Annotated in this window: 34 protein-coding genes; 2 read left to right on the top strand and 32 right to left on the bottom strand. The window is 41.7% G+C overall.

What is annotated here, in order from left to right; translation table 11 throughout:
• Nucleotides 1–46: 46 nt before the first annotated feature.
• The 8 genes from NSQ43_RS01855 to NSQ43_RS01890 form a co-directional block, all read right to left on the bottom strand.
• Nucleotides 47–337, bottom strand: a complete 291-nt coding sequence (locus NSQ43_RS01855; RefSeq protein WP_339252535.1) for a type II toxin-antitoxin system RelE/ParE family toxin — start codon at nt 335–337, stop codon at nt 47–49.
• Nucleotides 330–599, bottom strand: a complete 270-nt coding sequence (locus tag NSQ43_RS01860; RefSeq protein WP_339252537.1) for a hypothetical protein — start codon at nt 597–599, stop codon at nt 330–332. Before NSQ43_RS01860 ends, NSQ43_RS01855 begins: the two co-directional genes overlap by 8 nt.
• A 52-nt stretch (nt 600–651) precedes the next feature.
• Nucleotides 652–1,062, bottom strand: a complete 411-nt coding sequence (locus tag NSQ43_RS01865; RefSeq protein WP_339254742.1) for a DUF86 domain-containing protein — start codon at nt 1,060–1,062, stop codon at nt 652–654.
• Nucleotides 1,055–1,465 (bottom strand): nucleotidyltransferase domain-containing protein, encoded by a 411-nt coding sequence (locus NSQ43_RS01870; protein ID WP_339252539.1) that lies wholly within the window; start codon nt 1,463–1,465, stop codon nt 1,055–1,057. Before NSQ43_RS01870 ends, NSQ43_RS01865 begins: the two co-directional genes overlap by 8 nt.
• Before the next feature lie 64 nt (nt 1,466–1,529).
• On the bottom strand, nt 1,530–2,309 hold the full coding sequence (locus NSQ43_RS01875) for a hypothetical protein (RefSeq protein ID WP_339252541.1): 780 nt from the start codon (nt 2,307–2,309) through the stop codon (nt 1,530–1,532).
• Nucleotides 2,309–2,704 (bottom strand): hypothetical protein, encoded by a 396-nt coding sequence (locus NSQ43_RS01880; protein WP_339252543.1) that lies wholly within the window; start codon nt 2,702–2,704, stop codon nt 2,309–2,311. The genes NSQ43_RS01875 and NSQ43_RS01880 overlap by 1 nt, the downstream gene beginning before the upstream one ends.
• A complete protein-coding gene (locus tag NSQ43_RS01885; protein ID WP_339252545.1) occupies nt 2,697–2,924 on the bottom strand; it encodes a sigma-70 family RNA polymerase sigma factor in 228 nt (75 codons plus the stop codon). The genes NSQ43_RS01880 and NSQ43_RS01885 overlap by 8 nt, the downstream gene beginning before the upstream one ends.
• Nucleotides 2,918–3,214: a sigma factor gene (locus NSQ43_RS01890; RefSeq protein ID WP_339252547.1), complete on the bottom strand. Its 297-nt coding sequence runs from the start codon at nt 3,212–3,214 to the stop codon at nt 2,918–2,920. Before NSQ43_RS01890 ends, NSQ43_RS01885 begins: the two co-directional genes overlap by 7 nt.
• Nucleotides 3,215–3,558: 344 nt before the next feature.
• Here NSQ43_RS01890 and NSQ43_RS01895 point away from each other — a divergent pair, with 344 nt between their 5' ends.
• Nucleotides 3,559–3,990: a hypothetical protein gene (locus tag NSQ43_RS01895; protein ID WP_339252549.1), complete on the top strand. Its 432-nt coding sequence runs from the start codon at nt 3,559–3,561 to the stop codon at nt 3,988–3,990.
• A gap of 59 nt (nt 3,991–4,049) precedes the next feature.
• Here the strand turns inward: NSQ43_RS01895 and spoVT are convergent, their stop codons facing one another.
• From spoVT to metG, 18 genes are all read right to left on the bottom strand, one after another.
• A complete protein-coding gene (spoVT, locus tag NSQ43_RS01900; protein ID WP_339252551.1) occupies nt 4,050–4,586 on the bottom strand; it encodes a stage V sporulation protein T in 537 nt (178 codons plus the stop codon).
• Between the two features lie 88 nt (nt 4,587–4,674).
• Nucleotides 4,675–8,208: a transcription-repair coupling factor gene (gene mfd / locus NSQ43_RS01905; protein ID WP_339252553.1), complete on the bottom strand. Its 3,534-nt coding sequence runs from the start codon at nt 8,206–8,208 to the stop codon at nt 4,675–4,677.
• A 79-nt stretch (nt 8,209–8,287) separates the two neighbouring features.
• Nucleotides 8,288–8,512, bottom strand: a complete 225-nt coding sequence (locus tag NSQ43_RS01910; protein WP_339252555.1) for an anti-sigma-F factor Fin — start codon at nt 8,510–8,512, stop codon at nt 8,288–8,290.
• Nucleotides 8,513–8,565: 53 nt separating this feature from the next.
• On the bottom strand, nt 8,566–9,129 hold the full coding sequence (pth, locus tag NSQ43_RS01915; RefSeq protein WP_339252557.1) for an aminoacyl-tRNA hydrolase: 564 nt from the start codon (nt 9,127–9,129) through the stop codon (nt 8,566–8,568).
• 78 nt (nt 9,130–9,207) lie between these two features.
• Nucleotides 9,208–9,843, bottom strand: coding sequence for a 50S ribosomal protein L25/general stress protein Ctc (locus NSQ43_RS01920; protein WP_339252559.1), 636 nt, complete (start codon nt 9,841–9,843; stop codon nt 9,208–9,210).
• Between the two features lie 82 nt (nt 9,844–9,925).
• Nucleotides 9,926–10,885, bottom strand: coding sequence for a ribose-phosphate diphosphokinase (locus tag NSQ43_RS01925; RefSeq protein ID WP_339252561.1), 960 nt, complete (start codon nt 10,883–10,885; stop codon nt 9,926–9,928).
• A 14-nt stretch (nt 10,886–10,899) separates the two neighbouring features.
• Nucleotides 10,900–12,270, bottom strand: a complete 1,371-nt coding sequence (glmU, locus tag NSQ43_RS01930; RefSeq protein ID WP_339252563.1) for a bifunctional UDP-N-acetylglucosamine diphosphorylase/glucosamine-1-phosphate N-acetyltransferase GlmU — start codon at nt 12,268–12,270, stop codon at nt 10,900–10,902.
• 196 nt (nt 12,271–12,466) lie between these two features.
• A complete protein-coding gene (gene spoVG, locus NSQ43_RS01935) occupies nt 12,467–12,751 on the bottom strand; it encodes a septation regulator SpoVG (RefSeq protein ID WP_339252565.1) in 285 nt (94 codons plus the stop codon).
• Nucleotides 12,752–12,953: 202 nt separating this feature from the next.
• On the bottom strand, nt 12,954–13,328 hold the full coding sequence (locus tag NSQ43_RS01940; RefSeq protein WP_339252567.1) for a RidA family protein: 375 nt from the start codon (nt 13,326–13,328) through the stop codon (nt 12,954–12,956).
• Complete coding sequence (gene purR, locus NSQ43_RS01945) at nt 13,325–14,158, bottom strand: pur operon repressor (RefSeq protein ID WP_339252569.1); 834 nt, start codon at nt 14,156–14,158, stop codon at nt 13,325–13,327. The genes NSQ43_RS01940 and purR overlap by 4 nt, the downstream gene beginning before the upstream one ends.
• Nucleotides 14,159–14,214: 56 nt before the next feature.
• Nucleotides 14,215–15,081 carry a 4-(cytidine 5'-diphospho)-2-C-methyl-D-erythritol kinase gene (gene ispE / locus NSQ43_RS01950; RefSeq protein WP_339252571.1) on the bottom strand — a complete coding sequence of 289 codons (867 nt, stop codon included), beginning with the start codon at nt 15,079–15,081 and terminating at the stop codon, nt 14,215–14,217.
• Nucleotides 15,082–15,263: 182 nt separating this feature from the next.
• Nucleotides 15,264–15,449: a small, acid-soluble spore protein, alpha/beta type gene (locus NSQ43_RS01955; RefSeq protein ID WP_301245257.1), complete on the bottom strand. Its 186-nt coding sequence runs from the start codon at nt 15,447–15,449 to the stop codon at nt 15,264–15,266.
• A 132-nt stretch (nt 15,450–15,581) separates the two neighbouring features.
• Nucleotides 15,582–15,848 carry a Veg family protein gene (locus NSQ43_RS01960; RefSeq protein ID WP_283733388.1) on the bottom strand — a complete coding sequence of 89 codons (267 nt, stop codon included), beginning with the start codon at nt 15,846–15,848 and terminating at the stop codon, nt 15,582–15,584.
• A 146-nt stretch (nt 15,849–15,994) separates the two neighbouring features.
• Nucleotides 15,995–16,879, bottom strand: coding sequence for a 16S rRNA (adenine(1518)-N(6)/adenine(1519)-N(6))-dimethyltransferase RsmA (rsmA, locus tag NSQ43_RS01965; RefSeq protein ID WP_339252576.1), 885 nt, complete (start codon nt 16,877–16,879; stop codon nt 15,995–15,997).
• Nucleotides 16,872–17,432, bottom strand: coding sequence for a ribonuclease M5 (gene rnmV / locus NSQ43_RS01970; protein WP_339252578.1), 561 nt, complete (start codon nt 17,430–17,432; stop codon nt 16,872–16,874). The genes rsmA and rnmV overlap by 8 nt, the downstream gene beginning before the upstream one ends.
• Before the next feature lie 140 nt (nt 17,433–17,572).
• The gene (locus tag NSQ43_RS01975; RefSeq protein WP_339252580.1) at nt 17,573–18,808 is read right to left on the bottom strand and encodes a ubiquitin-like domain-containing protein; all 1,236 of its coding nucleotides are present in this window, start codon (nt 18,806–18,808) and stop codon (nt 17,573–17,575) included.
• Between the two features lie 130 nt (nt 18,809–18,938).
• Entirely contained in the window at nt 18,939–19,709 is a 771-nt protein-coding gene (locus NSQ43_RS01980; RefSeq protein WP_339252582.1) for a TatD family hydrolase, read from the bottom strand.
• Nucleotides 19,710–19,828: 119 nt separating this feature from the next.
• The gene (gene metG / locus NSQ43_RS01985; protein WP_339252584.1) at nt 19,829–21,790 is read right to left on the bottom strand and encodes a methionine--tRNA ligase; all 1,962 of its coding nucleotides are present in this window, start codon (nt 21,788–21,790) and stop codon (nt 19,829–19,831) included.
• A gap of 360 nt (nt 21,791–22,150) precedes the next feature.
• On the opposite strand from metG, the gene NSQ43_RS01990 reads away from it, so the two are divergent.
• Complete coding sequence (locus NSQ43_RS01990; RefSeq protein WP_339252586.1) at nt 22,151–22,426, top strand: AbrB/MazE/SpoVT family DNA-binding domain-containing protein; 276 nt, start codon at nt 22,151–22,153, stop codon at nt 22,424–22,426.
• Nucleotides 22,427–22,483: 57 nt separating this feature from the next.
• Here NSQ43_RS01990 and rsmI read toward each other — a convergent pair whose 3' ends face one another.
• The 6 genes from rsmI to holB all read right to left on the bottom strand — a co-directional run bounded on the left by rsmI (nt 22,484) and on the right by holB (nt 26,616).
• A complete protein-coding gene (gene rsmI / locus NSQ43_RS01995) occupies nt 22,484–23,359 on the bottom strand; it encodes a 16S rRNA (cytidine(1402)-2'-O)-methyltransferase (protein ID WP_339252588.1) in 876 nt (291 codons plus the stop codon).
• On the bottom strand, nt 23,337–23,624 hold the full coding sequence (locus NSQ43_RS02000; RefSeq protein ID WP_339252590.1) for a GIY-YIG nuclease family protein: 288 nt from the start codon (nt 23,622–23,624) through the stop codon (nt 23,337–23,339). Before NSQ43_RS02000 ends, rsmI begins: the two co-directional genes overlap by 23 nt.
• Nucleotides 23,608–24,357: a tRNA1(Val) (adenine(37)-N6)-methyltransferase gene (locus NSQ43_RS02005; protein ID WP_339252592.1), complete on the bottom strand. Its 750-nt coding sequence runs from the start codon at nt 24,355–24,357 to the stop codon at nt 23,608–23,610. Before NSQ43_RS02005 ends, NSQ43_RS02000 begins: the two co-directional genes overlap by 17 nt.
• A 61-nt stretch (nt 24,358–24,418) precedes the next feature.
• Nucleotides 24,419–24,778, bottom strand: coding sequence for a DNA replication initiation control protein YabA (gene yabA, locus NSQ43_RS02010; protein ID WP_339252594.1), 360 nt, complete (start codon nt 24,776–24,778; stop codon nt 24,419–24,421).
• Nucleotides 24,779–24,791: 13 nt separating this feature from the next.
• The gene (locus tag NSQ43_RS02015) at nt 24,792–25,619 is read right to left on the bottom strand and encodes a stage 0 sporulation family protein (RefSeq protein WP_339252596.1); all 828 of its coding nucleotides are present in this window, start codon (nt 25,617–25,619) and stop codon (nt 24,792–24,794) included.
• Nucleotides 25,612–26,616 carry a DNA polymerase III subunit delta' gene (holB, locus tag NSQ43_RS02020; protein WP_339252598.1) on the bottom strand — a complete coding sequence of 335 codons (1,005 nt, stop codon included), beginning with the start codon at nt 26,614–26,616 and terminating at the stop codon, nt 25,612–25,614. Before holB ends, NSQ43_RS02015 begins: the two co-directional genes overlap by 8 nt.
• Between the last annotated feature and the right edge of the window lie 32 nt (nt 26,617–26,648).

The following is a 26,648-nucleotide window of genomic DNA, read 5'->3' on the forward strand; positions in this document are numbered from 1 at the left end:
AGGCTGTTTTTTATTATCTATTTCGTAAGAAAATATAAAGATCTTGCTACCTCTTCCAATAAACATTTTCTCTTTTATGTTTAATTCCATCAATCCAAACAACAGCCTCTTCTTCATCAATTTCAAATAGTAACATGGTTTGATATAATCCGAGTCTCACCCAGTAACCTTCCAGAAGACCATACGGTATTTCTTTGGCAGTTAAGACAGGCATTAAGGATAATCGTTCAAAAGTATCCATGTATATTCGTTCCTTAACTTCCGGAGGATACGCAAGAATATTGCTTAATTCATCAAGTGCCGTCTGTGACCAATAGACTTTATAAGTTTTATTCACTTTCAAACTCCGTAATTTTCTTCCGAAGATAATTTAGACCTTGCTTTTGATCATAAATACGGCCATTGGCGCGATCTTCCCTACTCTTCTTCATTTGACGGATTAGCTCTTTATCTTCTGATAACAATTCAACATCAATCTGATTAATGGCTTCTCTTTCCCGTTTCATGTTTAGATAACCAATAAAATCATAAATTTCAGCTGCATCTTCTTCATTAATAGTGTCAATCAGACGTTTTAGATCTTCTCGGTTAACACCCACTCCAAACACCGCCTTGAAATTTATTAATGCTATTATACCATTTTGTTATGTTTTATTGATCTCCAAACTGCAAAAACACCTTTGTGAAGTGTTTAAAATCATCTATATGTTTATTTAAAATCGATTCTAAAATATCAATTTCCAAAGCCTGATAATCATGAACAGCAATGTTACGGAAGCCAACCATATTCATTAATGTTGTCGCAAGACTTGCCTCAATCAAACCCGCTTCATGTAGGAGTCTGAATGCATCGCGGCTCGTTTTGGGAACACCAAGTTTACGCACACTCACTGCATGCATAGCCAAGTCGATACTTGCCTCACAAGCACGTTGGATATTTAAAACGATACTATCTTGTTTCGTGAAGTCAGATAAGTTTTCGGGATTGCCTTCATACACGTCGTGAATGCGTTTTAAACAGTGCTCAATCGTTGTCGTCTTATTTAAAATGACATCATTCATCCCCAAATACACTTCCCCTTTCCTTAATACCATTAATAATTCCCGCACGTTGTTCATTTAAAGTTACGTACATGCTATAGGCTCGCATTCTTTGACGGATAAATTCGTTTTCATCCTGTATATAGATTGGAACGCCGTATGCAAAAATTTGCATCGTGAAAACCGTATCAATATCTTTAATATCAACTAAGTCAACCTCACGCCCGCCTATTAAGGCAAGCTCATTGGATAATAGAAACCGATCATAAGATGATAGTTGCTTGTTGCTGAAATAGGCAAGGTCAATATCACTATCCTCCCGTACAGCATCTTTTGCAAAAGAACCGAAAAGGATAATGAAAGCAGGGTTGACCTCTTGCTTTAACTTTTCAATAAGTTGTTCTTTAATTTCTTTTGTTAGCACACATATCACCGCCTTACCAATAGTATAAGTGTTTATGGAGAAAACAGCACTGCTTACGTTATAATTACTTCCAAGGATTCGGAATACCTTTCATTTCTGGGTTATCCCATAATTCCGGGCCAGGATAACCTATATATAAATAAAGATCATTATTAGGAGTTTGTGTTGTAGCTTTCATTACTTGATACGTCTCCTCTGAGTAGATAATACGATCGTTATCATCTTCACTACGCCCTGAATATATAAATTTAAATCCCTCATAATGATTAAATAATTCGTCAAAGTACTCTTTATCTACTTTTATTAATACAATTGAATCTAATTTATCATTATAAAAATGGAAACTTGCTTGCCTATCATAATTTAGGAGGAAATCAGATCCACTTCCATCAGACTGGCCAATTATATAATTATCACCTAATCGTTCAATTACTTTTGATGGTGAGTCGCCTAATGTTACACCATGAAAATATAGGTAACCTTCCTCTTCAGTAAATGTAGGCTTGGCGAAATCTATATCCATATTGGTTGGAGAAATGTGTTGAGTTTTAATATTCTGTTGCGCCTTATATAGATTTTCTGCTACTTTTTTTTCCCAGTGGGGTTCTGCATAGGATAGTGTAAGAGAATGATTTTCGTTAATTGGCTGTATTGATGCCTTTATGATTTGATTGGTCTCATTAGAGTAGAAAAAACGATCATCATAAATGTGGAAATCTATAAACTTAAACCCGTCATAGTCATTAAATAATTTATCGAAATAATCTTCATCTACATTCATAAATATGATTGAATCTAATTTATCTTCAATAAGATAGAATTTCACCTGACCCTCATAATTCATTACAACGTCTGCCTCACTGCGGCCTCTTCACTGTCATCCTCTTGCACGATTGTAAAATTCTCACCAAAGACTTCGATTACTTTTGCCTGGGAGTCGCCTAACGTTATTCCTTCGAGATAAAATACCCCTTGTTCTTCGGAGAATATCGGTTTTGATAAATCTATGTCTACTTCCACTGGAGACGGTTGGTCGGCTACAGACGGTTCATTTTCAGTCAATACTTCGTTTAAGACAAAAAGCATTGCGCTCATTGTTACTACAGTGGCAATTACGACATATCTCCAATTACGTCTTGGTTTTTGTGGTCTGTTTTGAATATCATTTAAAACGTTTCGCATAACCCTCTCTTTACTTTCGGTTACATCCTTCACTTCAGTTGGAATGAATTTATCCATTTAACAGCACCTCCCATTCAATTCCTTTCAGCTGATTTCTTAATAGCTCCCTACCTCGTCGCAATCGCGTCTTGACTGTACTTTCAGGAATGGATAAAAGATTTGCAATCGCAACGATAGTCATTTCATGAAAATAAAAGTATATGAGAACCTCTCGTTGTTTCAATGGCAATTGAAGGATTGCTTCCCCGATTATTGTCTCTTCATCTTTTCTTACCAAATCATCTGAACTTCTTGTGGTTTCTGATGGAAAAATTTGTCTACCAATTGCATTTTTCTATAAGCCCAGCTTTTCAAATGGTCTTTACTTTTATTAATCGTCATTTTTGTTAAAAAAGCCTTTACTTCTCCTCGTTCTTCGTAATTATGCTGGTTGTTGTAAATCTTTATGAATACTTCCTGAACAATGTCTTCTGCTGCTTGGAGATCTTTCACGTAATAATAAGCAAGTCGGATTAAGAACTCTGTATGGTGAACCATTAAATCTTGTAATCCATTAGTAGTTATCACAGCTTCAACTCCTTTCTCTTATAGTAAACGATTCTCAAATGACAGAGGTTTGATTTTTTAGAATTATTTTAAAACCCTATCTTAAAATGCAAAAAACAGCCCACACGCACCATTTCTTCCCGGTACGTGCAGGCTGTTTTTTCGATTTAAATCAAAAGTTGCATCCAAAATAGCTAACTCTTCAAAGTATGGTTCTATACAGAATTTAATGATTACTGATGACCCTGTTAGTGCATTTGGAATTAGTTTAGGACTTAAGAAATACTATACATCAAAGAATATCTACACTAACCCATTAGATTATCATAAGCTTGCTCGTTTTGAAGAGATAAGTTTATAATAAATTGAAAAGGAGACTGATTATAGTTATTAAAAACTTGCTTTCAATCCTATTAATCGGCTTACTTTTAGGGGCTTGCTCTACTATAGATGATGTTAGAGATCCAATTTCAGTGAATGAAATTAATTGGGAGTATCTATCTGAAGGTGCAAACTACTGGAGAATTGAAAACATAAAGGTACACGATAACGCCAATGAGTTTGATATTTATACAAAGTCGAAAGAGTTCTGTTACCTGATGTTAAAAAACCCTGATAAAATCTATTCAGAGGAAACAAAGTCATCTGTAAAAATCTATTTTAGATTTGAAGAGGTATCCAGGTTTAGTCAGGTTTATAAACCAGTTGAATATAACGGGAAAGAGAGTACCTTCTATGTCGATCGATCCCTACTACCCGAATTAGAAGATATTCAAAATCAATACCGTGAAAATTAATTTAAGATAAAAAAACAGCCCACACGCACCATTTCTTCCCAGTACGTGCAGGCTGTTTTTTATTGTTCCATTTGTTTCGCCAAAAAGTGCGCGGCGGTTTCTGCTGCTTTTTGTTCGGCTTCGCCAAGGAAATGGACTTTCGATAGCAAATAGACCGCACCAATTGTATCACCGCCCGCAACAATCGGGGCAATGCAGTAGGATTTCACTTGCTCGGTTTGGCCAGGTACCCATTCCACCGTTTTTTCGAGTTTTTCGATAACGAGGGTGCGGCCGGCTAATACATCTTCCGCGTCCGGTGATAATGCGCGGTTCAAATAATCTTTTTTCGACAATCCGGATACGGCAATCATTTCATCTCTGTCACTGATCATGGCAGGTGTTCCGAGTGTTTCGTATAGCGTTTCTGCGTACTCTTTCGCGAATTGACCGAGCTCGGAAATTGGGGAGTACTTCTTTAAAATCACTTCTCCATCCCGATCGGTAAAGATTTCAAGCGGATCTCCTTCACGGATGCGGAGGGTCCTTCTGATTTCTTTTGGAATGACCACCCTGCCTAAATCATCAATTCTGCGCACGATTCCTGTTGCTTTCATGCATGATGCCTCACTTTCCAAAAATTAAAACCGTCTTCCGTTCGGATATAGTATGCATCATGTTTGGTCATTTTATGCAAAAGTTCCTTTACTCGGAATCAGCAGAGATTGTTTCCTTTAAGGATGACGCCAAGATACGCATCATCTCTTCCAACACGTCGAATTCAGTCATTTTCCCGGTATACCGTTCATCTACCGTAACAATTAGGCGCCCTTCTTCCATCGTAAAGCCGACAGCTCGACCGAATTCCATTGAATCCGTTACCATTTTTGCACCATCAGTCTTGGCTGTTCCTTCCTCGGTTAAACGTATCTCAATGAAGGAGCGTTGCTTTTTAATTGATTCGACTCCCGCCATTCTTCCCCATGCTTTTATCCTTCCAACACGTAGCAATAAATCAGCTTCAAGCGGCAAGTCGCCGAAGCGATCTGTCATTTCATCGACAAGCTCGGAATAATCCGCCTCGCTTTCGATTGCCTTGACCCGCTTATACATCTGGATTTTCTGGAATCCGTCACGGATATACGTATCCGGTAAATACGCATTGATCGGCAATGAAATCTCGACATCCTGGATTTCAGATTTAACGATGCCCGTCTGCTTCTCCTCAATCGCATCTTGAAGCATTTGCGAATAAAGATCAAATCCGACAGAATCGATGAAGCCATGTTGCTGGGAGCCAAGAAGATTTCCTGCTCCACGTATCGATAAGTCACGCATCGCAATCTTGAATCCTGATCCAAGTTCGGTGAATTCCTTTATTGCTTGCAGGCGGCTTTCCGCTACTTCAGTAAGAACTTTATCACGCTGGTAAAGGAAATAAGCATACGCCACCCTATTCGAACGTCCGACACGACCTCTTAGCTGGTAAAGCTGGGACAATCCCATCCGGTCTGCATCGTGAATGATGAGTGTGTTGACATTCGGAATGTCGATGCCTGTCTCGATGATCGTCGTTGTGACAAGCACATCATATTCACCTTCAAGGAAGCTTAAGATAACGGATTCAAGCGCAGATTCACCCATTTGCCCGTGGGCGAAAGCGACCCGCGCCTCCGGGACTAACTGTTTGATTTCATCTACCTTGCGAGTAATATCCTCGACTCGGTTGTATAAATAGAATACTTGACCGCCTCGCCCCATCTCTCGCTCAATCGCTTCGCGCACAAGCGCAAAGTTATGCTCCATGACATACGTCTGTACCGGGAAGCGGTTCGCTGGTGGTGTTTCAATGACAGATAAATCACGGACACCCAACATCGACATATGCAATGTTCTTGGGATTGGCGTTGCAGTCAATGTAAGTACGTCCACATTTGTTTTCAGCTGCTTCAGTTTCTCTTTATGCGTCACACCGAACCGCTGCTCTTCGTCAACAATCAGTAGACCTAAATCCTTGTAGACCACATCTTTCGAAAGGAGGCGGTGGGTTCCTACAACAACGTCAATCGTACCCGCTTTCAAACCTTTCAACGTTTCCGTCTGTTCTTTTTTCGTTCTAAATCGATTCAAAAGTGCTACTTCTACAGGGAAGCCTGAGAAACGCTCTTTCATCGTCTCAAAATGCTGTTGTGCGAGGATGGTAGTCGGTACAAGAAAAGCGACTTGTTTGCCATCTCCTATTGCTTTGAAAGCTGCCCGTATTGCTACTTCCGTCTTTCCGTACCCGACGTCTCCGCAAAGCAGGCGGTCCATCGGTCGTTCTCTTTCCATATCCCGCTTTATTTCTTCAATGGAGCGAAGCTGATCCTCCGTCTCGTCATATGGGAAGGAGTTTTCAAAGGATCGTTGTAAATCATCGTCCTCCGAAAACGCAAACCCTTTTTCCGCCTCTCGCTTCGCATAGAGCTTTATCAAATCATCCGCGATATCTTTCACTGCGGAAGATACTTTACTCTTCGTCTTCTTCCATTCCGCTCCACCAAGCTTATGAAGTTTTGGTTCCTTTTCCCCTGAGGCGACGTATTTCTGGATCAAATCGATTTGATCTGCAGGAACGAACAGTTTATCCTCTGCGCGATAACGTATATCTAAATAATCCTTATGGACACCGCCCACTTCAAGTGTTACGACCCCATAATATTTCCCGATTCCGTGATGGACGTGGACAATGTAATCTCCAGGTTTGATCTCCGAATAGCTTTTAATGCGCTCCGCATTCGTCATCTTCTGTGGACGGGCTTTCCGTTTCGGTTTGCCTTTGAACAACTCAGCATCCGTAATGACCGTGAGGCGTTGGAATGGCATTTCAAATCCGGCAGATAGATCACCGTCAATAATCGAAACAGTGCCGTTTTCCGATTGTCTGCCGTTCACATTTGCCGGCATCTCGTAATCTCGTAGGATCGTCTGGACTTTTTTCATCCGTTCTTCGCCGTCCGCAACGACGAATACATTGAATTTCCCTTGTTGCCAACGGTCCATTTCATTTTTCAATAAATTCATTTGACCGTGGAACTCCTGCATTGGTTTACAAGAGAAAGAAACCGTTTTTTTCAAGACAATGCCTGGAACTGTTCGGACAAAGAGAGATAGATATGACTTTTTCTGGTCGAGTATTTTGTGCATCTCGTCGAATGTGAAGGAAATTCTTGCATCATGAACAATTTTTCCTTCTTCAAGCAAAGATAAATACCATTCTTTCTCTTCGTTTTCAAGCGCCGTTGATACTTCAAGAATACGTCCTATTTCATCGAAGAAAACAAGACCGTCTTCAGGGAAATAATCGCCTAAGAAGGCGGTCGCTTGTTCTGATAGTGATACGTATTTCATCATTCCTTCAGGAACAATGCCATCCTTCAATAGGTCGATATCGCGTGTAATATTCAATGTGAGGGATTCCTTCACCTCATCACTTTTCACCCGCTTCAAACTTGAACGTAAAGCGCCTTCAAGGTTTTCCGCTATTTGCGATAACTCACCTGAATCCCAAACGAACTCGGAGGCAGGCAATATAGATACAGTGTCCAATTTGTCAGTCGAGCGTTGATCATCCGCTGAAAACAACCGAATCGAGTCGACGTCTGTATCGAAAAGTTCAATCCGAACCGGGTTTTCCATATTCAACGGATAGACGTCCAAGATTCCTCCGCGAAGTGCGAAGTCTCCTGGTGCCGTCACCATATCCTGTCTGTTGTAACCCATCTCGACAAGCTTTTGTATCCATTTGTCCACATCGATTGTGTCGTCTACCTTGGTAGTCAATGAATTCTCAAGCCAACGATCCTTATGTGGAAGCAATTTTTTCATACCTGCCACAGGTGTAATATAGATTCCCTTTCCAATCCGCGCCATATGATCGAGAGTATCTATCCTGCTTGCTCGAAGGTCAAAACTGGATACGGAAAAATCGGCAGCGACCAGTTCCTCTGCCGGGTATAAGTGGACAAGTGAATCTCCAAGAGTCTTCGCAAGGTCCTCATATGTACGCTGTGCTTGCAGCATGTTGGGAGTAATAATAAGGATCGGGCGAGCGGCTGAATGATGTACAGCCTTAAAGAAGACGGATTTTGCACCGCCCGATAAACCCGCCAACAGTTGGCGGTCCTGACCTGTTTTCAATTCGTCAATTACCTTATTAATCTCTTTATCTTGTAGAAATAAATCTATGAGCGCATCCAATGATTATTTTCCTCGCTTTGCAGTATATAGATTGAAGTGAAAAAAGCTTTGGGCGCACGTGACGCCAAAGCGGAATGTTTTATTGTAGCCATTTCTTTAGTGCATAGTAATCCGGGAATGTTTTTAACGACTTCTCACATTCCTCGCATATGCATCGTACTGTCATTGACCCGTCTTTGTCGTACTCCAAGAAATGTTCGCTGTCCTCTCTGTTTTTCAACTGTTGGACAACTTCCTCAGCGGAAGCGAACGGGATACTTCCGACCTCCGTATTGCAATGTCTACATGAATATCGAATGTCCATTTCCATCGGCCCCTTTTTATCAAAGTATAGGCAGATGAAGGGAAGATTATTCCTTAAGCACCGTTATAGTTATTCATGACTTCAAGAAAAGTACTGTCAAGCCATGCAATACAAGCTGATGCGCTTCTTTCAACACTTTCATCTATCAATGGCTGTTCTTCTTTGCCAAATGTAGATAGGACGTAATCCGAAACTTTCATGCCGCCTTCCGGACGACCGATTCCTATACGGATACGATTGAATGTGTCAGTTCCAAGATGGGCGATGAGAGATTTCATGCCATTATGTCCGCCGGCGCTTCCTTTTTGACGTAATCTCAGTTTTCCAGGGGCAAGGTCGAGATCATCGTAAAGGACGACAATGTCCTCTAACTCTGCGTCGAAGTAGTCCATAAGTGGACCTACGCATTCACCGGATAGGTTCATGTATGTGAGTGGTTTGACAAGCATTATTTTGCCTTTTGGGCTATGGACAATTGTGTAGGCACCATTGAATTTCGTTTGCCAAGCAGGGGCATCCAATCGTTTTGCTAGTTCATCAATGGCCACAAATCCAACATTATGCCGCGTTTTTTCATATTGTTTCCCCGGATTTCCAAGGCCAATTATCATTTTCATACGACGCATCTTCCTTTTAATAAAAGAATGTTAAAAAGGGCGCACGGAATAAATACGTGCGCTCCCATAAATTTTGTATTAATTATCGCCGCTATCTCCTTGGTCTTCACCAACGAGTTCCGGTTGTGATTCTGCATCCGGAAGATTGTCCTCATCCGTATCCTCTGAACGAGGTGAAGAGATGACAACAAGTGCGTAATCGTCGTCGTTCATAATTTCAAATTTCGATTTCGCTCGAATATCTCCAACTGAAATTGTTTCACCGATTTGCAACTCGGCAATATCGACATCAAACGCTTCAGGTATATCTGAAGGTTTTACTTTAATTTTCACTTCATGGTTCGGCTGTTGGAGGATGCCGCCTTCCTTTTGACCTACCGATTCACCCACAAGGTTCACCGTTACGTCCACTTCAAGCTCTTCTGTCATATTGATCGCCAAGAAGTCCGCATGACGGATTTCGCCTTTTAGTGCATCCTCCTGGTAATCGCTTAATACGACATTCAATTGTTGACCATTAACTTCAAGCTTGATGACTCCGTTTCGTCCCGATTCACGTAGTGTGCTCATTAAATCACGCTCTTTAACGGCGATCGGGGTAGATTCGGTTTTATATCCATAAACTACCGAAGGGATGTACCCTTCGTTTCTTAATGCTGATAAAGCAGATCTCGTTTTCGTTTCTCTTGGTTTCGACTGAATTGCTGTACTCATTTGCGTAGTCACCTTTCCTTGAAAAAGTTATTCTAACTCTTGAAATACCCAAAAACAGACGACATGAAACTTGCTGACTTGCTTATTCAAACAATGTGCTTACAGATTTCTCTTCAAATACACGAATGACCGCTTCGCCCAAAAGCTTGGCGATTGACAATTGTTTGATTTTCGGAGATTTTTTGCTTTCCGGCAATTCAATTGAATTCGTAATGACCAATTCCTTGATTTGAGAATTGTCGATTCTTTCGATGGCAGGACCGGATAGCACCGGATGCGTGCAGCAAGCGTAAACTTCCTTAGCACCACTTTCGATAATCGCGTTCGCTGCGATTGTGATCGTTCCGGCTGTATCAATGATATCGTCGATAAGGATGGCTGTCTTTCCTTCAACGTTTCCTACTATACTCATCACTTCTGCAACGTTTGGACGTGGACGTCGTTTGTCAATGATCGCGATTGGTGCTTTCATGCGGTCAGCCATTTTACGTGCACGTGTAACACCGCCATGATCCGGGGAAACGATGACAAGTTCGTTTCCTTCCAAACCTTTGCTCTTGAAATATTCCGTAAGAATCGGTTCAGCTACAAGATGATCGATTGGGATATCAAAGAAGCCTTGGATTTGTGGCGCGTGTAAGTCAATTGCGATTACCCGGTCAGCACCCGCTTTTTCAAGCAAGTTCGCTACAAGTTTAGCTGTAATCGGCTCACGTGAACGCGCTTTACGATCTTGGCGTGCGTAGCCGTAATATGGCATAACAACATTGATTGTACGTGCTGATGCGCGCATCAGTGCATCAATCATGATTAGAAGCTCCATTAAATTATCATTAACAGGATTGGAGGTGGACTGGATAACAAAGACATCGCAGCCTCGGATACTTTCTTCAATGTTAATTTGTACTTCTCCGTCGCTGAAACGTTTGACAGAGCACTTACCAAGTGGAAGTCCGATTTCGTCCGCCACTTCTTGGGCAAGTGATTCATTTGAGTTAAGTGAAAATATTTTTAACTTTTTATTAGGATAATGATTAGCCATGATGGCCCCCCTGATTAATTAAGATTTAATTTTGTTGCGTATCCTTCTTTATTCTCCTGGCGAGCGCGTCCAATTGCAAGTGAACTTTCTGGGACATCTTTAGTTATTGTGGATCCAGCGGCTACATAAGCACCTTTTCCAATTTTAACCGGTGCAATTAAGTTCGAATTGCACCCAACAAATGCACCGTCTTCGATTGTCGTGGTATTTTTATTCTTACCATCATAATTCACAGTGATTGTTCCACAACCGATATTAACTTGTGTACCAACTTCAGCATCTCCGATATAGCTGAGGTGGGAGACCTTGCTCCCTTCACCTAACCTTGACTTTTTAACTTCGACAAAATTGCCGATTTTTACATTGTCGCTGAGATTGGAATCCGGACGGATATGAGCGAACGGGCCTATTGCCGTACTAGAACCAATGTTGCTGTCTCGTATGACTGACGAATGAACGGTTGTCTGATTGCCGATTGTGCTGTTGACAATATGGCTATTCGGTCCGATTATGCATTTTTCACCGATAACTGTTTGTCCTTCGATAATCGTATTAGGTTGGAGCACCGTATCCCTGCCGATGGTAGTATTCGCACTTATATATGTGCTGTTAGGGTCGATAATAGTAACGCCTTCACGCATATGACGTTCGGCAATCCGTTGGCGCATTACCTTTTCAGCCTCCGATAGAACGACTCTGTCATTGACACCAATCGTTTCGCTGAAATCATTCGTTACATATGCTGAAATCCGAGCATTCTCGGCCCTTAAGATACCAATGACATCCGGCAGATAGTATTCTCCCTGTGCATTATCGTTTTTCACTTTTTTCAAAGCGTCGAACAATGCACGGTTATCAAAACAGTATGTACCTGTATTGATTTCGGTAACGGATCTTTCTTCGGTCGAAGCATCCTTGTGCTCGACATTGCGAAGGACATTTCCTTCTGCATCCCGAATGATACGTCCATAGCCAGTCGGGTCTTCAGCGTTGGCAGTGAGGATAGTTGCTTTGGCATCTGTTTCGGAATGATGAGCAATAAGAGCTTGCATTGTTTCCGATTTGATAAGTGGAGTATCTCCACAAACGACGATGGTTACTCCATCCAAATCCCCTAACTGATTTTCCGCCTGCTGAACCGCATGGGCAGTTCCAAGCTGTTCTGTCTGTAAGGCATACTCGCTTTTCCCACCAAGCGTTTCTTCAACCTTTTCCGCGCCATGGCCTACAATCGTTACGATTTTGTCGGCCCCGATTCCGATTACATGGTCGACAACGTGTTCGACCATCGGTTTTCCACAAACCGGGTGCAATACTTTATATAAATCCGATTTCATTCTCGTTCCTTGTCCTGCAGCAAGGACGATGGCATATGTATTCGTCATGTGGTCGGCCCCCATCCATAATTTCATTATTGACTATAGCTGAAAAACCTATTTATTTCAACCAAATCCCCTTGACAAGCAGGGATTGTTCTTTTAATATTGTTGCTTTACATTTTAAGGATACCATATGCAAAAAAATGCAGAACAAGATTTGGTCAAATCCAGTTCTGCTGCTTTTTCTCTTATGAAGTTAAACTTAAGCGCCGGCTTCTTCCAATACCCCTTTTTCTTCAACCATATGGTAGGCGGATAGAACCGCTTCTTGAACCTTCATTCTTGCCGATGTGTTGATGGGATGCGCCACATCACGAAAATCACCTTCGGGAGTCCGCTTGCTTGGCATAGCAACGAATAACCCATCATTTCCTTCAATGACCCGGATATCATGTACGACAAATTCCCCATCCAAGGTAATCGAAGCGATAGCTCTCATTCTGCCATCTGTTTCAACCTTTCTTAATCTCACGTCTGTTACTTCCATTCTACCCACTCCCCTTTAATAACATCCGGCTTTAGGCCATAATAGACGCCCTTGGCTCTTGTTTTTACAATGCATAATATCTATATTCTTCAAAAGTCATCATTTTCCTTTTTATTTTTGAAAGTTTTTTTAATAAACTCAAAATATGCTTAAATCCGTTAAAAAACCCGCTCATCTATTGTGAGCGGGTTTACGTTTTTGATTAATCTGCAAGAGCGATTACTTCTATTTCGACAGATGCGTCTTTTGGAAGTCGTGCCACCTCTACTGTTGAACGGGCAGGTGTATGTGAGCCGAAATGTTGTGCATAGACGTCATTCAAAGCAGCGAACTGATTCATATCTTTAATGAACACCGTTGCTTTAATAACCTTATCAAGTGATGATCCGGCTTCTTCCAATACAGCCTTCAAGTTCGCAAAAACTTGGTTTGTTTGCTCTTCAATCGTTCCTTCAAGAAGCAACCCGTCCGGAGTCATCGGTAATTGCCCAGATGTATACACAAACCCGTTTACCTTTACAGCCTGTGCATACGGTCCAATTGCTTTTGGTGCATTTTCTGTAGCTACATAATTCATCCTTCATTTCCACCCTTCGTAAAATAATTCCCTTCTTCCAGTTCAATCGTCCGATCCTTTTCGTTCATAGTGCGAAGCTTGACCAATGACAAATAATCATCGACAAGTACTTCCTCGGTATGTTCGGCTTCGACAAGTACAGCAATCCCAGCAAGTACACAATCGAATTCTTCCAATAAGTTTTTCATGCCTGCCATTGTTCCCCCGGCCTTCATGAAATCATCGGTGATCAAAACTCTTTGACCGCTTTTCATGCTTCTTTTCGATAATAACATTGTCTGAATTCTTCGTGTAGAACCAGATACATAGTTAATGCTGACAGTGGATCCCTCAGTCACTTTGCTATCCCTTCGGACAATGACGACCGGCACATTCAAATGACGTGCAATCGCATGTGCAATGGAAATACCTTTCGTAGCAACTGTCATGATTACATCGATTTCCATATCCCCGAAAGCAGATGCAAATACTTTTCCGATACGGTCCATAATTTTCGGATCCCCTAGGAAATCCGTCATATATAAATAACCCCCGGGTAGAAGGCGATCCGATCGACCAAGACTTTCCTTAATCACCGACATCACTTCCCGGACTTCTGATTCGCTGACACGCGGGATATACTTCACTCCACCCGCAGCGCCTGAAACAGTAACCAGTTTGCCTGTTCCGTTCTCTTCAAAAGTCTCTTTGACAATTGATAAGTCTTCACTGATGGATGACTTTGCAGCCTGGTAACGCTCGGAAAAGTAAGTCAACGGGATGAGTGTGTGCGGGTTTTCCAGTAGATGACGAGTCATATCGACAAGCCTTTCGCTCCTTTTCCACTTCAAAAACAACAACCCCTAAATCCGAATATTTTAATGTACATTACCATAAATGTACGTGTTTAATCAAGGATAAAACGTTCGCCCGTCATCCTTACTGCATGAACTTCCCTACAGAAGCCTTTCAGTCCATTATATATCCTTGAGACACGAGCTTCTTGTCTTACGAAACCGAACACTGTCGGACCGCTTCCGCTCATTAAAACCGCGTCTGCTCCGAATTGCTCCATTTTCTTTTTGAGGATGACGACTTGTGGATGTAGCTTCATCGTTACCGGTTCCAGTACATTTCCTAAAGTGCTGCACATTTTATTGTAATCTCCAGATTGCAATGCATCCAACATACCTGCTGTATCAGGATGCTCGATGGATGAGAGATCCAAGTTTTTATAAATATCTGCAGTAGAGACGGAAATCGCCGGCTTCGCAAGAATCACCCAGCAATTTGGCGGTGCCGGAAGATGCTGTATTTTTTCCCCTCGTCCTTTCGCAAGTGCTGTACCACCATGAACACAGAAAGACACGTCTGAACCTATTTTGGCTCCTATTTCGGCCAATTCCTCAACACTAAGTTGAAGGTTCCAAAGTCTATTGAGTCCTCGAAGTGTGGCTGCAGCGTCTGAACTTCCGCCCGCAAGACCAGCAGCCACTGGAATTTTCTTATTTAATGTAATTTCGACCCCTTCACGGATATTAAATTGTTTTCTAAGTAGGTCGGCAGCCTGATAGGCCAGATTTTTTCGATCGTGAGGCACAAATTGCTCGGACACTTTTATCGTGATTAATCCGTCATGTGCCGGGCGTAGCCATACCTGATCTGCCAAATCGACTGTCGTCATGATCATTTCGACTTCGTGGAAGCCGTCGTCACGTTTATGTAGGACATCAAGCGTCAGGTTGATTTTTGCTGGTGCCTTTTCATATAACATTAGGGCCCCTCCTTTCCAGCTTGTCTTTGTTCCCTATTTTACCATAGGAAGAAGGTTTGCACCCTGTAATTTCTAGTGAGTTTTGTTTTATTTATGAAAGGGAAGAAAAAAGAGCTGTATGGCGTCAGTAACGACATCCATACAGCTCTTCTTCTGTCAGTCCTTAGAGTTGAAAGGTAATCTTAGCTATTGTTTCTTTTTTCCGCCATTCCGCGTTCAGCCATTTGAATGGCATGTTTCACCATATTACCGGCATCCCGTGATTTGATTCCTCCCCAACCTTCCCGCTGAACAACATCGTAAAAGCCTAGCTCTTTCGCAATCTCTTCCTTCAAGTGCTCGGACATTATACTTCGTCTTCTGGCCATTAGGTTTTCCTCCTTTTCGACTGACACACCTAGTATGAGCAAGAACCATAAAAAAACACCTATGCGCTCCAGTGGAGGGATGCATAGGTGTTTTAATCTAAAAACAGTAAATAATAACGGTGAAAAATTACTCTACTTGATGCTAAACGCGGTTGCGTCTCCATCATCCAGAACTGTTATTTCGACAGCTTCTGTCAAAATATCCGCGTAGCTGTAAGATACCCTTTCAAAAGCATTTTCGTCCTGGTCCAGTTCTACAACAAAAACTGCCCGATACGTCTCACGCAGGACTCCGGCACGTTCGATTGTTTTCTTACGGCCGCCGTTTGCCCTTAAATGCAAACGTTTCCCTAAGTGAGCATCCAATGACTTCTTAATGTCCGCTAATGTTTTTGGCACGTCGCTTACACCTCACTGGATATAAGTATAACACTTTTAAAAAGTTCTGTCAATTAAAATGAGAATTTTAACAGTAAGCGCTTATCTTTGTCAATTCTTTTTTCGCTATTTTCCTTATTATCATTGATCGTAACGTCCCGAATTCGTCAAGATTCTTTGAAATCCGCATAAAGTGCATTCGCCAATTTGCCGAATTCCTCGATGGACAAAGTCTCTCCCCTTCTCCCGGGGTCTATACCGATGCGTTCAAACGCTTGAAGGATTTGTTCTTTCTTCTCCTTGCCATTCTTCATAGAAGATTGGAGATTGTTTAGCAACGTCTTACGGCGCTGTACAAAAGAACCTCTGGCCACTTCAAATAGAAAATCTTCATCGATAACCTCGACAGGAGGCTCCGATTTTTTTGTCAATTTGAGAACCGCTGATTCGACATTCGGTTGCGGAACAAATACAGTCTTCGGCACAATCATCGATACTTCGGCATCCATGTAATATTGAACAGCAATTGACAGGGAGCCATATGCTTTCGTGCTTGGTGATGCTGTTATGCGATCCGCCACTTCCTTTTGCATCATGATGACCATAGCGCGTATCGGAACTTTGCCTAAAAGGAATTTCATAATTATAGGTGTTGTCACGTAATATGGAAGGTTTGCCACCACAACAATATCGTCAAACCCTTTAAATTGTTTCTCGATGACCCCCATTAAATCCGCCTCTAAAATGTCCTGGTTAATGATTTCAACATTATTATAAGGCGATAAAGTATCTTCCAATACCGGTAGAAGTCGTTGATCGATTTCAAACGCTACGACCTTTTTTGCAGATCTTGTTAGGTGCTCTGTTAACGCCCCGATACCAGGACCTACTTCAATAACTCCAGTCCGATCCGTCAAATCGGCATGGGATACGATATTTCGTAAGATATTTGGGTCGATTAAAAAGTTTTGGCCTAAACTCTTTTTGAATGAAAAACCGTGTTTATCTAAAATCTCCTTCGTTCTTGCAGGTGTTGCAATATCCTTATTCATAGTCATCCTCCTCTTGCAGGACTTTCAATGCCTCCATTAATTGATGTTGCCCAATCCGGAACATTTCAAGCCTCTTTTTCAATCCTTTACCATTCACTTGCCCTATATTTAATAACTCGCTCAACCGATCGCGCCTGCTCTTTGCATCTACATGACCTATCAACCTTGCATCCAAGAGGAATGCCAATGGAATCTCTTCTTTAGCCTGCTCGTCAATTGAATAAACAGCTTCAAGTGCACCTCTTATATCTTCATCCTTTGCATGTTCAATCCCTAACTTTTGACCATTTTTTGCGATTGTTTTCGATTTATGCAAAAATGCATGTTTAACCCCAGGGATACTTTCCTCGATAATGGCTCTGATTCTTCGACCCGGATAGTCAGGATCGGTAAATACGATAACCCCTCTCGTTTCCTGTGCATGGCGTATCTGATTCAATGTATCCTCATTGATTGCTGAACCGTTTGTTTCAATCGTATCTGCCCCTGTTGCTCTTTTGATTGCAACGGTGTCTGATTTCCCTTCAACAACAATAATTTCCTTTATCTTCACTGTGACCCTCTTTTCGATAAATACAATGAGTTAATTTTACGTCTTGGCGCCAAAGATGTACAGGCTCTCGAACCTTTACACGTATGAATTCATAAAAAAACCGTGGGACTGGTTCAGCCCCACGGATAATAACAAAAAAATTAGTCTATAACTTTAACCTTCACCTGACGGCGGCCAAACTTATTAGCTGCTGACTTTGTCGGCATATGAAGATCAATCTTCTTACCTTTTATAGCCCCGCCAGTATCCCCAGCAATCGCATATCCGTATCCTTCCACCCAAACCTTCGAACCAAGTGGAATGACATCCGGATCGACGGCAATAACTTTTAGATTCGGATTGGAACGTAAATCGATGCCTGTTGCCGTTTTACCTGTACAACCATTGCAGTGTGCTGTATATGCTGTTGCAGTAACGTAAAACTCTTTGCCCCCGGACGGTGCGGATGTCCCACGGGAGACCACAGCTTTCGATTTTTTAGTAGATGCAGATGCACTTGCCACTACTACTTTAGATCCGACCGCTACAATTTTCTTTTGCGGTTCCTGAATGACTCTTTCGCTTAATAACGTACGAGAAACTTCCTTGCCATTCTCTTTAATAACTTCAAACTTGCGCTCTACTGACCCCTTTTTGCCTTCTTGAACGACTTTTTCACGTCCCTTTAGCAATTTGGCGTCACTTTTCGTTACAACCGCAAAATTTGTTGGTTCTTCCACTACATCGGTGACCTTTTCTACTCGCACGACTTCGACAACGGAATCCGGCTTGACCAAATCGTCCATCTTCCCATTTATTTTGTCATGTTCATTCAGTTGAATGTTCTCTCTCTTTAAAAAGTCAGCGACCGTAGTCGAAGTTGACCATAACGGCATCTCTTTTCCGCCATCGATAAGCGTCAACTGAAACGCTTTTTGAACCTTGATGATTCGATCTTCTTCAAGATTCGAGTTTTGACTTGGTGTGACGATGTCATGTTCCTGAAGTTGGACGTTAGCAGAGGATAGGATGTTTCCAACATTCATATCTGTCGTCCAAACTTTTTTTGTTTCCCCGTCTAATTGAATCAAAACTTGTTTTGCCTGTTCCCACCTAACCGATAACCCTTCCTCGATTGGTGTATTCACTGAGGGTATTACTAAATCATGTTCGGCAACTTCAATATTTTCGTTAGAAAGAAGTTGCCCAACTGTATGTGCAGATGTTTTAATTTCGATTTTCTCACCGTTCACTTGTAGTGTGACCGATTTTTTCGTTCCCGTATAGAGAACAAGGGAAATAACCGCCACAAATAGGACAAATGCAAATGCAGTTATCATTATTTGTCGGTTCCTCAATGATGGGAAGAACAGATTTTTCATGGTGCTTTTTGGCATGAAAAAACTCCTCCTTTATTACTCGGCTGATTATAAAGGTTCCAAATACATGTGTCAACCCATTGGGATTTTATTTTCACCCAAGTCGAGAGGGGAATCCTCATGGCAAGTCGTTAGACTACACAGTTTCTCACTCTGAAATCCTAAAGATTTTCATGGCATTTTCAGTCGTCCTTTTCGCCACTTCTTCAACCGACAATCCCTTAAGGTGAGCGATCTCTTCAGCTACCAATGTGACCAATGCAGGTTCATTTCTTTTCCCACGGTATGGGTGAGGGGTAAGGTAAGGCGCATCCGTTTCAATCAATAAATGATCTAATGAAATTTCCGTTGCAACTTGCTTCGGCATTTTCGCATTTTTGAAAGTGACAGGACCGCCGAGGGATATCAAAAAATTCATATCGATACATTCTTTTGCCGTTTCCACACTTCCACCGTAACAATGCATGATTCCACCGGTTATCCTTGCATCTTCCTCTTTTAAAATACGGACAACGTCCCCTGTAGCGTCCCGATTATGGATGATGATGGGAAGATTGACTTTTTGAGCCAGACGGATTTGCTTTCTGAACAGCTCCTGCTGAATGTCCTTTGGCGATTTATCCCAATAATAATCCAAGCCCGTCTCTCCAATGCCAACAACTTTCGGATGAGCAGCAAGGGTTTCAATCCATTTCAAGTCTTCATCTGTACAATCAATAGCATCAACTGGATGCCAACCAACTACTGCATAGATGAACGGATAGTTTTCCGCTAACTCCATCGCCTTTTCAATGGTAATTCGGTCAAAGCCGACGACGACCATCTTTTTTACATTTGCTTCAAGCGCCCGTTCAATGACCTCCTTGACGTCTTCTTCATACTGATTTGCATTTAAATGGACATGTGTATCAATATACATAGCATTTTTCTCCTCACAAAATTCATTTTATTTCAATAGTTCATTACTTTTGTTACGGGCTGATAACAAAACTATTAAAAGATAAAGACGGCGCCTCTGTAGAAACGCCGTCCCCCTTTTTATTTTACTTTTGCACCGTTTTCAAGTGATGCATCAACAGTAGCAAGTTTTAGTGTTCCGTTGGATTGACCGGCTAAAATCATCCCTTGGGACAACTCGCCGCGCAACTTCACTGGTTTCAAGTTTGCAACGACTATCACTTTTTGACCAACCAATGCTTCAGGTTCATAGTGCTCTGCGATCCCTGAAACGACTTGGCGTTGTTCGTACCCCAAGTCCACTTGAAGCTTCAGTAGTTTATCCGCTTTTGGAATTCGTTCACATGCTGTAACGGTCGCTACTCGTAAATCCACCTTCATGAAGTCATCAATTGTAATTTCGTCGACTTCTTCAACTTTTTCAGCTTCCTGTTCTTCCTGCTGCTCTTTCGGAGCGGTAACCGCCATTTGATCACGGATATAAACAATTTCTACCTCAGGATCAAGACGCGGGAAAATAGGAACTCCTTTTTCAACCACTTTAGTACCTTCAGGAGTTACTTCGAAATTGCCTAATGTATCCCATGCCAACTTGGATTCATCAAGACCAAGCTGTTCAATAATTTGAATCGGTGATTTCGTCATGAACGGCTGTAGTAGTACAGCAATCTGTTGAAGGGAAGCAGATAGGTGGGCCATTACAGATGCTAATTTTCCTTTATCCGCCTCATTCCTCGCAAGAACCCAAGGTGCTGTTTCATCGATGTATTTATTCGTACGAGAAATGATTGACCATAGTTCAGAAAGAACAACGCTGAATTGCATTTTTTCCATTGAATCTTCATATTTCTCGATAGCTGTTGTTATAAATTCCCGAAGGGTTATATCGAATTCTGTCGGTTCTAGACCTTGAGTTGGAGTGATACCGTCAAAGTATTTATTGATCATAGAAACAGTACGGTTCAGTAAGTTTCCAAGGTCATTTGCCAAGTCGTAATTTGTTCGCTCCACAAACGCTTCCGGTGAAAACGTGCCGTCCTGTCCGAATGGAAGTTCACGAAGCAGGAAGTAACGCGTTGCGTCAAGTCCATAGCGCTCAACAAGCATTTCTGGGTAAACGACATTACCTTTCGATTTCGACATTTTTCCGTCCTTCATCATAATGAAGCCGTGGGCAAATACTTTTTTCGGTAGAGGAAGGTCAAGTGCCATTAAGAAAATCGGCCAATAAATCGTGTGGAACCTTACAATATCCTTTCCTACAACATGTACATCGGCAGGCCAGAACTTCTTAAATAATGAATCATCGTCCGTGTCGTAACCAAGTGCAGTGATATAGTTCGTTAGAGCGTCAACCCAGACATAAATGACATGCTTTGGATCTCCTACCACCTTGATGCCCCAGTCAAACGACATTCTGGAAACTGATAAGTCTTCAAGCCCCGGTTTGATGAAGTTATTGATCATTTCATTTTTACGGGATTCCGGTTCGATGAAAGTTGGATTGTCTTCGTAAAATTTCAATAGCCTGTCCGCATATTTCTTCATATTAAAGAAATAGGATTCCTCCGAAACTCTCTCTACAGGACGATGGCAGTCTGGGCAATTTCCATCTTCCAATTGCGCCTCTGTAAAGTAGGATTCGCAAGGTACGCATTTCCAACCTTCATATTCGCCTTTATAGATATCACCATTATCAAGGAATTTCTTGAAGATCTTTTCTACTATGGATTTATGTCGTTCTTCAGTAGTTCTGATTAAATCATCATATGAGATATCCATCAACTTCCAAAGTTTAATTGCAATGTCCGCAATTCCATCCACGTACTTCTGCGGTGGAAGTCCTTCTTCTTCAGCTTTTTCCTGGATTTTTTGGCCATGCTCGTCCATACCTGTTAGGAAATGAACATCAAATCCACGTAATCTTTTATAACGGGCCATTGCATCTGATGCAACAGTCGTATACGCAGTACCGATATGAAATTTTCCGCTTGGATAATAAATCGGAGTCGTAATATAAAACGTTTTTTGTTGTTCAGCCACTAAAATACCTCCATTGTTTCAATCTATACTAACCATATTATCTAAAATTCAACAAAAGCGCTATGTAGATGGAATGAAGTGATGCAGTTTTTATGAAAATGGATAAAGGGCAGATATTCTATTGAAGTTTTTCACGATTATACAGACACTATTTACAAGTATACATTTCATTTTACTTCAACCTAATAATTTATTATACAGTACATAGGATATTTACCTATTCTTAGAAAAGTCTATTATACTCAAAATAGTTTTAAGTTAGACTCATTGACGTAAAATGGAAGAATTGGTATGATATTTATAGACGAGAAATATGTTGCAATATGACAAAAAATATGTCGTCAAGGAGGAAATCTTGTCATGAAATCTACAGGTATTGTAAGAAAAGTTGACGAGTTAGGTCGTGTCGTAATTCCTATTGAACTCCGTCGTACACTTGGAATTGAGCAAAAAGATTCATTGGAGATTTACGTCGATGACGACAGAATTATCTTGAAGAAATATATGCCGAGTATGACATGTTCAATTACTGGTACAGTATCTGATGATAACTTAAGTCTATTTGACGGCAAGCTTGTCTTAAGCCCAGAAGGTGCAAAACAGCTTCTTAAAGAGATAGAAGATAAGTTAGATTAATATTATACTAACAATAGTAATTTTAATCCAGAACCCTTATTGAGTTCTGGATTTTTGTTATTCATTCACATGATATTCCTGATAGACTTCTCGTTTTGCCAATCCACGTTCCAATGCTACCAAACGGATTGCTTCCTTTGAGGTAATATGTTCTTTCTCCATTAATAATTCTACATGGGAAAGGATGCTAATGTCTTTCCACCAGCTTTCCTCCTGATTCTCCTCCCCATCCTGATTGCCTTCAAGGATAATACAAAACTCTCCACGGAGCTCATTCGTCTCGACCCAAGAAACCGCCTCCGCCAATGTTCCGCGCAGGAATTCCTCATACCTTTTTGTCAATTCCCTAGCCAAAACAACTTTACGGGCGGTTCCACATGCATCGGCAATTGCACGGATTGTTTCCTTAAGACGATGAGGGGCTTCATAAAAGATCAAAGTCTCTTCCTTTTGCTTAAGCTTACGTAGTTGTTCATTACGCTCCTTTTTCTGCCTTGAAAGAAATCCAAAGAAGGTAAACGGCTGTGTTTGGATTCCCGATGCGACTAATGCACTTATAGCCGCATTCGACCCTGGAATAGGGACAACATCATACCCGGCCTCAATCGCTTTTACAGCGATATCATAACCAGGGTCAGATATACACGGCATTCCTGCATCACTTACTAATGCAACTTGTTTGCCCTCGGCTAATAGCGAGAGAATCTTTTCCCCACCCTTTTCAAGATTATGCTCATGATAGCTGATTAATGGAGTTTTAATATCGAAATGGTTGCAAAGTTTAATAGTATTCCTTGTATCTTCTGCCGCTATGATGTCGACCTCCTGTAGCACCCGTATTGCTCTGAAAGTCATATCTTCCAAGTTCCCAATCGGGGTGCCAACCAAAAACAGCTTTGCATTGCCCGTTTCAGCACTTTTTTGTGATTGCATCCGTAACCTGCCCCTTCCTTAAATAGCGTTCCTTTGCGCTTCGGGTTAATTGCTTAAACTGATATTCCGCTTGCATTGCTTCACGTTTTGTTTCGTAGCCTTCCGTATAAATGCATTGGACAGGAAGCCTACCCCGTGTATACTTTGCGCCTTTGCCTTCATTATGGACGCGCAGCCTCTTATTTAGGTCATTCGTGTAGCCGGCATAGTATGAGCCATCCTTGCATTCAAGGACATAGAAGATATGTTCAATCCCTTTGTCCATATAGTAATGTCCTCACTTCCTCCGTATACTCCCCATCAGGGCCATATATATATAAGGGCGCTAAAATTTTTAAATCCGGCTTACCATCTTTAATGCCCTCTATCAGTAATGTGTTTGCCTCTTTTCCTTCTTTCGGATAGACAAAACGGATTCGTTTCGGTTCAAGTCGGTTTGCGCGCATTGCCGTTACGATGTCTAAAAGTCTACCGGGACGATGGACAAATGCCGCCTTGCCTCCTTGTTTCAATAGTTCGCTTGCGGATTGCACGGCTTGTTCAAGGGTTAAATGAATTTCATGCCGTGCAATAGCGACATGTTCCTTCAAGTTTTTTTCACTTGCTTCTATTGCAGGAAAATAAGGCGGATTGCATGTCACTGTATCGTATTTTTCATAGCCGATTTTCGTGGCAATGCCAATGACATCATCATTCACAATCCGTATTCTTTCATCTAATCCATTGTAGGCTACACTTCGTTCGGCCATATCCGATAGGCGCTCCTGAAGTTCAACCGCCACGATGTCCGCATTTGTTCGAGCACTGAGAAACAGTGGGATCGCTCCGTTCCCTGCGCATAAATCGACAATCTTACCGGAACGAATCGGGACATAAGCAAATTTTGCAAGCAGGACGGCGTCGAGTGAAAAGGAAAACACGGATGGGCTTTGGATGATCCGTAGATTTTCTGCCAATAAATAATCAAGTCTTTCGTCTTCTTTTAATAAATTCTCCATTTTTTACTCCCTCAATCCATAGAAAAAAGCCGATGCCTACACAAAATAGGATCGGCTCTTTTCAAGCATGTTGTTTACTTAGGAAGGACAGGCAAAACAAGCAATCTTCCCCTTTACGGCTGCTGCCATAATGAACATTGCAGACATGGTATCCTTCATTATATATCCGTGCCAAGTTGTCCACCCCTTCACCGATGTCGATTCTTCGGGGTTTTTCAACTAATTGTTGTTCACTCAATGTTTCGGTTTTCTCATTTAATTCTTCAAGCCTGGTCCGGAGATGATGGTTTTCTAGTTGAAGTGAGTGGTTCTCTTCCGTCATCTTAGCTACAAATCCCATTAGTTCCCGGAATTGCTCATGCATGGATTCAAGCTGTTGCTCAAATTCCATTACCCTGTCGAGAAAGTTCCCTTCTTTCAACTTGTTCACCTCATCATTTCGTCAATTGAGCTTCCACGTTCTTTTGGCTTTCAATTTCTTCCCATGAATATTCTAAGACATGTTCCTGATCCACTAAATTTACTTGTAAAATTCTTTCAAGTAGATTCAAGCCAACCACTTTACCAGGTCCTTCAGGGGTTTGCACCCTTTCTCCGATATCCGGCATGAGGTTTTTCGCCTCTTCATATTCATCGTTTTCATACTTCAGGCAACACATAAGCCGACCACATAAGCCTGAAATCTTCGATGGATTAAGTGAAAGGTTTTGATCCTTCGCCATCTTAATGGAAACTGGCTCAAAGTCTCCAAGGAATGTGGAACAGCAAAGCATCCTTCCACAAGGGCCAATACCTCCAAGCATTTTCGCTTCATCCCGGACGCCAATTTGGCGAAGTTCGATACGGGTACGGAAAATTGCTGCGAGGTCCTTTACAAGATTTCGGAAGTCAACCCTACCTTCCGCTGTGAAATAAAAGACGATCTTATTGCGATCGAATGTATACTCCACATCGACGAGCTTCATATCCAACTCATGCTCGCGTATTTTTTCCAAGCATTTTCCGAAAGCCTGTTCAGCATCCATCTGATTCTCTTCCACCTGGATCTGGTCTTCGATTAGCGCTTTGCGGATAATTTTCTTTAGTGGCAAGACGACATCATTCTCATCGACTTCCTTCACCGGAATAGCAACTTTACCATATTCGATTCCCCTAGCCGTCTCTACGATAACATAATCGTCAACGTCGAGAGGATAATCGAGAGGATCGAAATAATATATTTTACCCGCCTTTTTAAAGCGGACACCTACAACATTATACAAGCATTAACCCCTCCTGCAAATTAAGCACCAGTTGTTCCATCAAAAGTGTACGGTTCATATTACTGTACAACTTTTTCTTCGCTTGAAGAACCGCTTCCATACTGGCCGATAACTGGCTATATGTCATCTTCATTGAGAGGCCACGGAAAATCTGCTGCTGATCGGGAAACGTCATTTCCGATTGCAATCCCGCTTTCATCGAAACAATATCACGGTATGCATAGAGAAGCAAGTTGAGAGCACATTCCAAGTCTTCCTTCTCTTTAATTGTTGGAACCCATTCAGATTGGATGAATAGAAGCGCTTCATTCACATGGCGATCTGATGCTTCTATTAATTTTAACACTGTTTTTCGCATGTGTGCAAATTGATCATTTTCCGCTAACAACCTTGCCTGTTCGACATCTGCAGTCATCATCGTAACCGTTGACGCCATAGATGCAGTTATACCTGAGTCGACAAGCTTTGCAATCATTTCTTCCCTTCTTGGGGGAAGGAATGTAATCCTCTGACACCGTGATTGGATGGTCGGCAATATAGATTGATAGGAACTGGTTAATAATATTGCGGTCACTTCTCCTTCAGGTTCTTCAAGGAATTTCAGCAACGTGTTAGCTGCTGCCACATTCATTCGGTCTGCACGGGAAATGATGTAGATTTTACGTCCCGGTTCATACCCCTTCCTTGTCATTTGCATGATCAAGGATGACATCTGTTCCTTCTTAATGTCTTGGCCGTCCGGCTCAATCATTGTTACATTCGGATGGCTTTTTGAAGAAATCCGTCTGCAAGCATGACATGTTTCACATGGAACAGCATTCACGGGCTGTTCACAAAGCATCAGTTTCGCAAAATGGAGAGCAGCTGCTTCCTTTCCGGTTCCTGTGTCACCATCGAATAGATAGGCATGGCCAATCCGGTTGTTTCGAAATGTTGCTTCCAATCTATCAATAACAGCTTTTTGCCGTTGTTTGATATCAGCACCCGTCTCTTCCATGCCTTCACCTCCTGCTGCAAAAAAACCGTGTT

The sequence above is a fragment of the Sporosarcina sp. FSL W8-0480 genome (assembly GCF_037963765.1).
In the GTDB taxonomy this organism is placed as follows: domain Bacteria; phylum Bacillota; class Bacilli; order Bacillales_A; family Planococcaceae; genus Sporosarcina.

Excerpts from the sequence above, each read along its gene's own strand:
- NSQ43_RS01865 (WP_339254742.1), bottom strand. The coding sequence starts at position 1,062 with ATGAATGATGTCATTTTAAATAAGACGACAACGATTGAGCACTGTTTA.
- NSQ43_RS01875 (WP_339252541.1), bottom strand. The coding sequence starts at position 2,309 with ATGAATTATGAGGGTCAGGTGAAATTCTATCTTATTGAAGATAAATTA.
- NSQ43_RS01880 (WP_339252543.1), bottom strand. The coding sequence starts at position 2,704 with ATGGATAAATTCATTCCAACTGAAGTGAAGGATGTAACCGAAAGTAAA.
- spoVT (WP_339252551.1), bottom strand. The coding sequence starts at position 4,586 with ATGAAAGCAACAGGAATCGTGCGCAGAATTGATGATTTAGGCAGGGTG.
- NSQ43_RS01910 (WP_339252555.1), bottom strand. The coding sequence starts at position 8,512 with ATGGACATTCGATATTCATGTAGACATTGCAATACGGAGGTCGGAAGT.
- pth (WP_339252557.1), bottom strand. The coding sequence starts at position 9,129 with ATGAAAATGATAATTGGCCTTGGAAATCCGGGGAAACAATATGAAAAA.
- NSQ43_RS01920 (WP_339252559.1), bottom strand. The coding sequence starts at position 9,843 with ATGAGTACAGCAATTCAGTCGAAACCAAGAGAAACGAAAACGAGATCT.
- NSQ43_RS01925 (WP_339252561.1), bottom strand. The coding sequence starts at position 10,885 with ATGGCTAATCATTATCCTAATAAAAAGTTAAAAATATTTTCACTTAAC.
- glmU (WP_339252563.1), bottom strand. The coding sequence starts at position 12,270 with ATGACGAATACATATGCCATCGTCCTTGCTGCAGGACAAGGAACGAGA.
- spoVG (WP_339252565.1), bottom strand. The coding sequence starts at position 12,751 with ATGGAAGTAACAGACGTGAGATTAAGAAAGGTTGAAACAGATGGCAGA.
- NSQ43_RS01940 (WP_339252567.1), bottom strand. The coding sequence starts at position 13,328 with ATGAATTATGTAGCTACAGAAAATGCACCAAAAGCAATTGGACCGTAT.
- ispE (WP_339252571.1), bottom strand. The coding sequence starts at position 15,081 with ATGTTATATGAAAAGGCACCAGCAAAAATCAACCTGACGCTTGATGTC.
- NSQ43_RS01955 (WP_301245257.1), bottom strand. The coding sequence starts at position 15,449 with ATGGCCAGAAGACGAAGTATAATGTCCGAGCACTTGAAGGAAGAGATT.
- rsmA (WP_339252576.1), bottom strand. The coding sequence starts at position 16,879 with ATGAATAAGGATATTGCAACACCTGCAAGAACGAAGGAGATTTTAGAT.
- NSQ43_RS01975 (WP_339252580.1), bottom strand. The coding sequence starts at position 18,808 with ATGCCAAAAAGCACCATGAAAAATCTGTTCTTCCCATCATTGAGGAAC.
- NSQ43_RS01980 (WP_339252582.1), bottom strand. The coding sequence starts at position 19,709 with ATGTATATTGATACACATGTCCATTTAAATGCAAATCAGTATGAAGAA.
- NSQ43_RS01990 (WP_339252586.1), top strand. The coding sequence starts at position 22,151 with ATGAAATCTACAGGTATTGTAAGAAAAGTTGACGAGTTAGGTCGTGTC.
- rsmI (WP_339252588.1), bottom strand. The coding sequence starts at position 23,359 with ATGCAATCACAAAAAAGTGCTGAAACGGGCAATGCAAAGCTGTTTTTG.
- NSQ43_RS02000 (WP_339252590.1), bottom strand. The coding sequence starts at position 23,624 with ATGGACAAAGGGATTGAACATATCTTCTATGTCCTTGAATGCAAGGAT.
- NSQ43_RS02005 (WP_339252592.1), bottom strand. The coding sequence starts at position 24,357 with ATGGAGAATTTATTAAAAGAAGACGAAAGACTTGATTATTTATTGGCA.
- holB (WP_339252598.1), bottom strand. The coding sequence starts at position 26,616 with ATGGAAGAGACGGGTGCTGATATCAAACAACGGCAAAAAGCTGTTATT.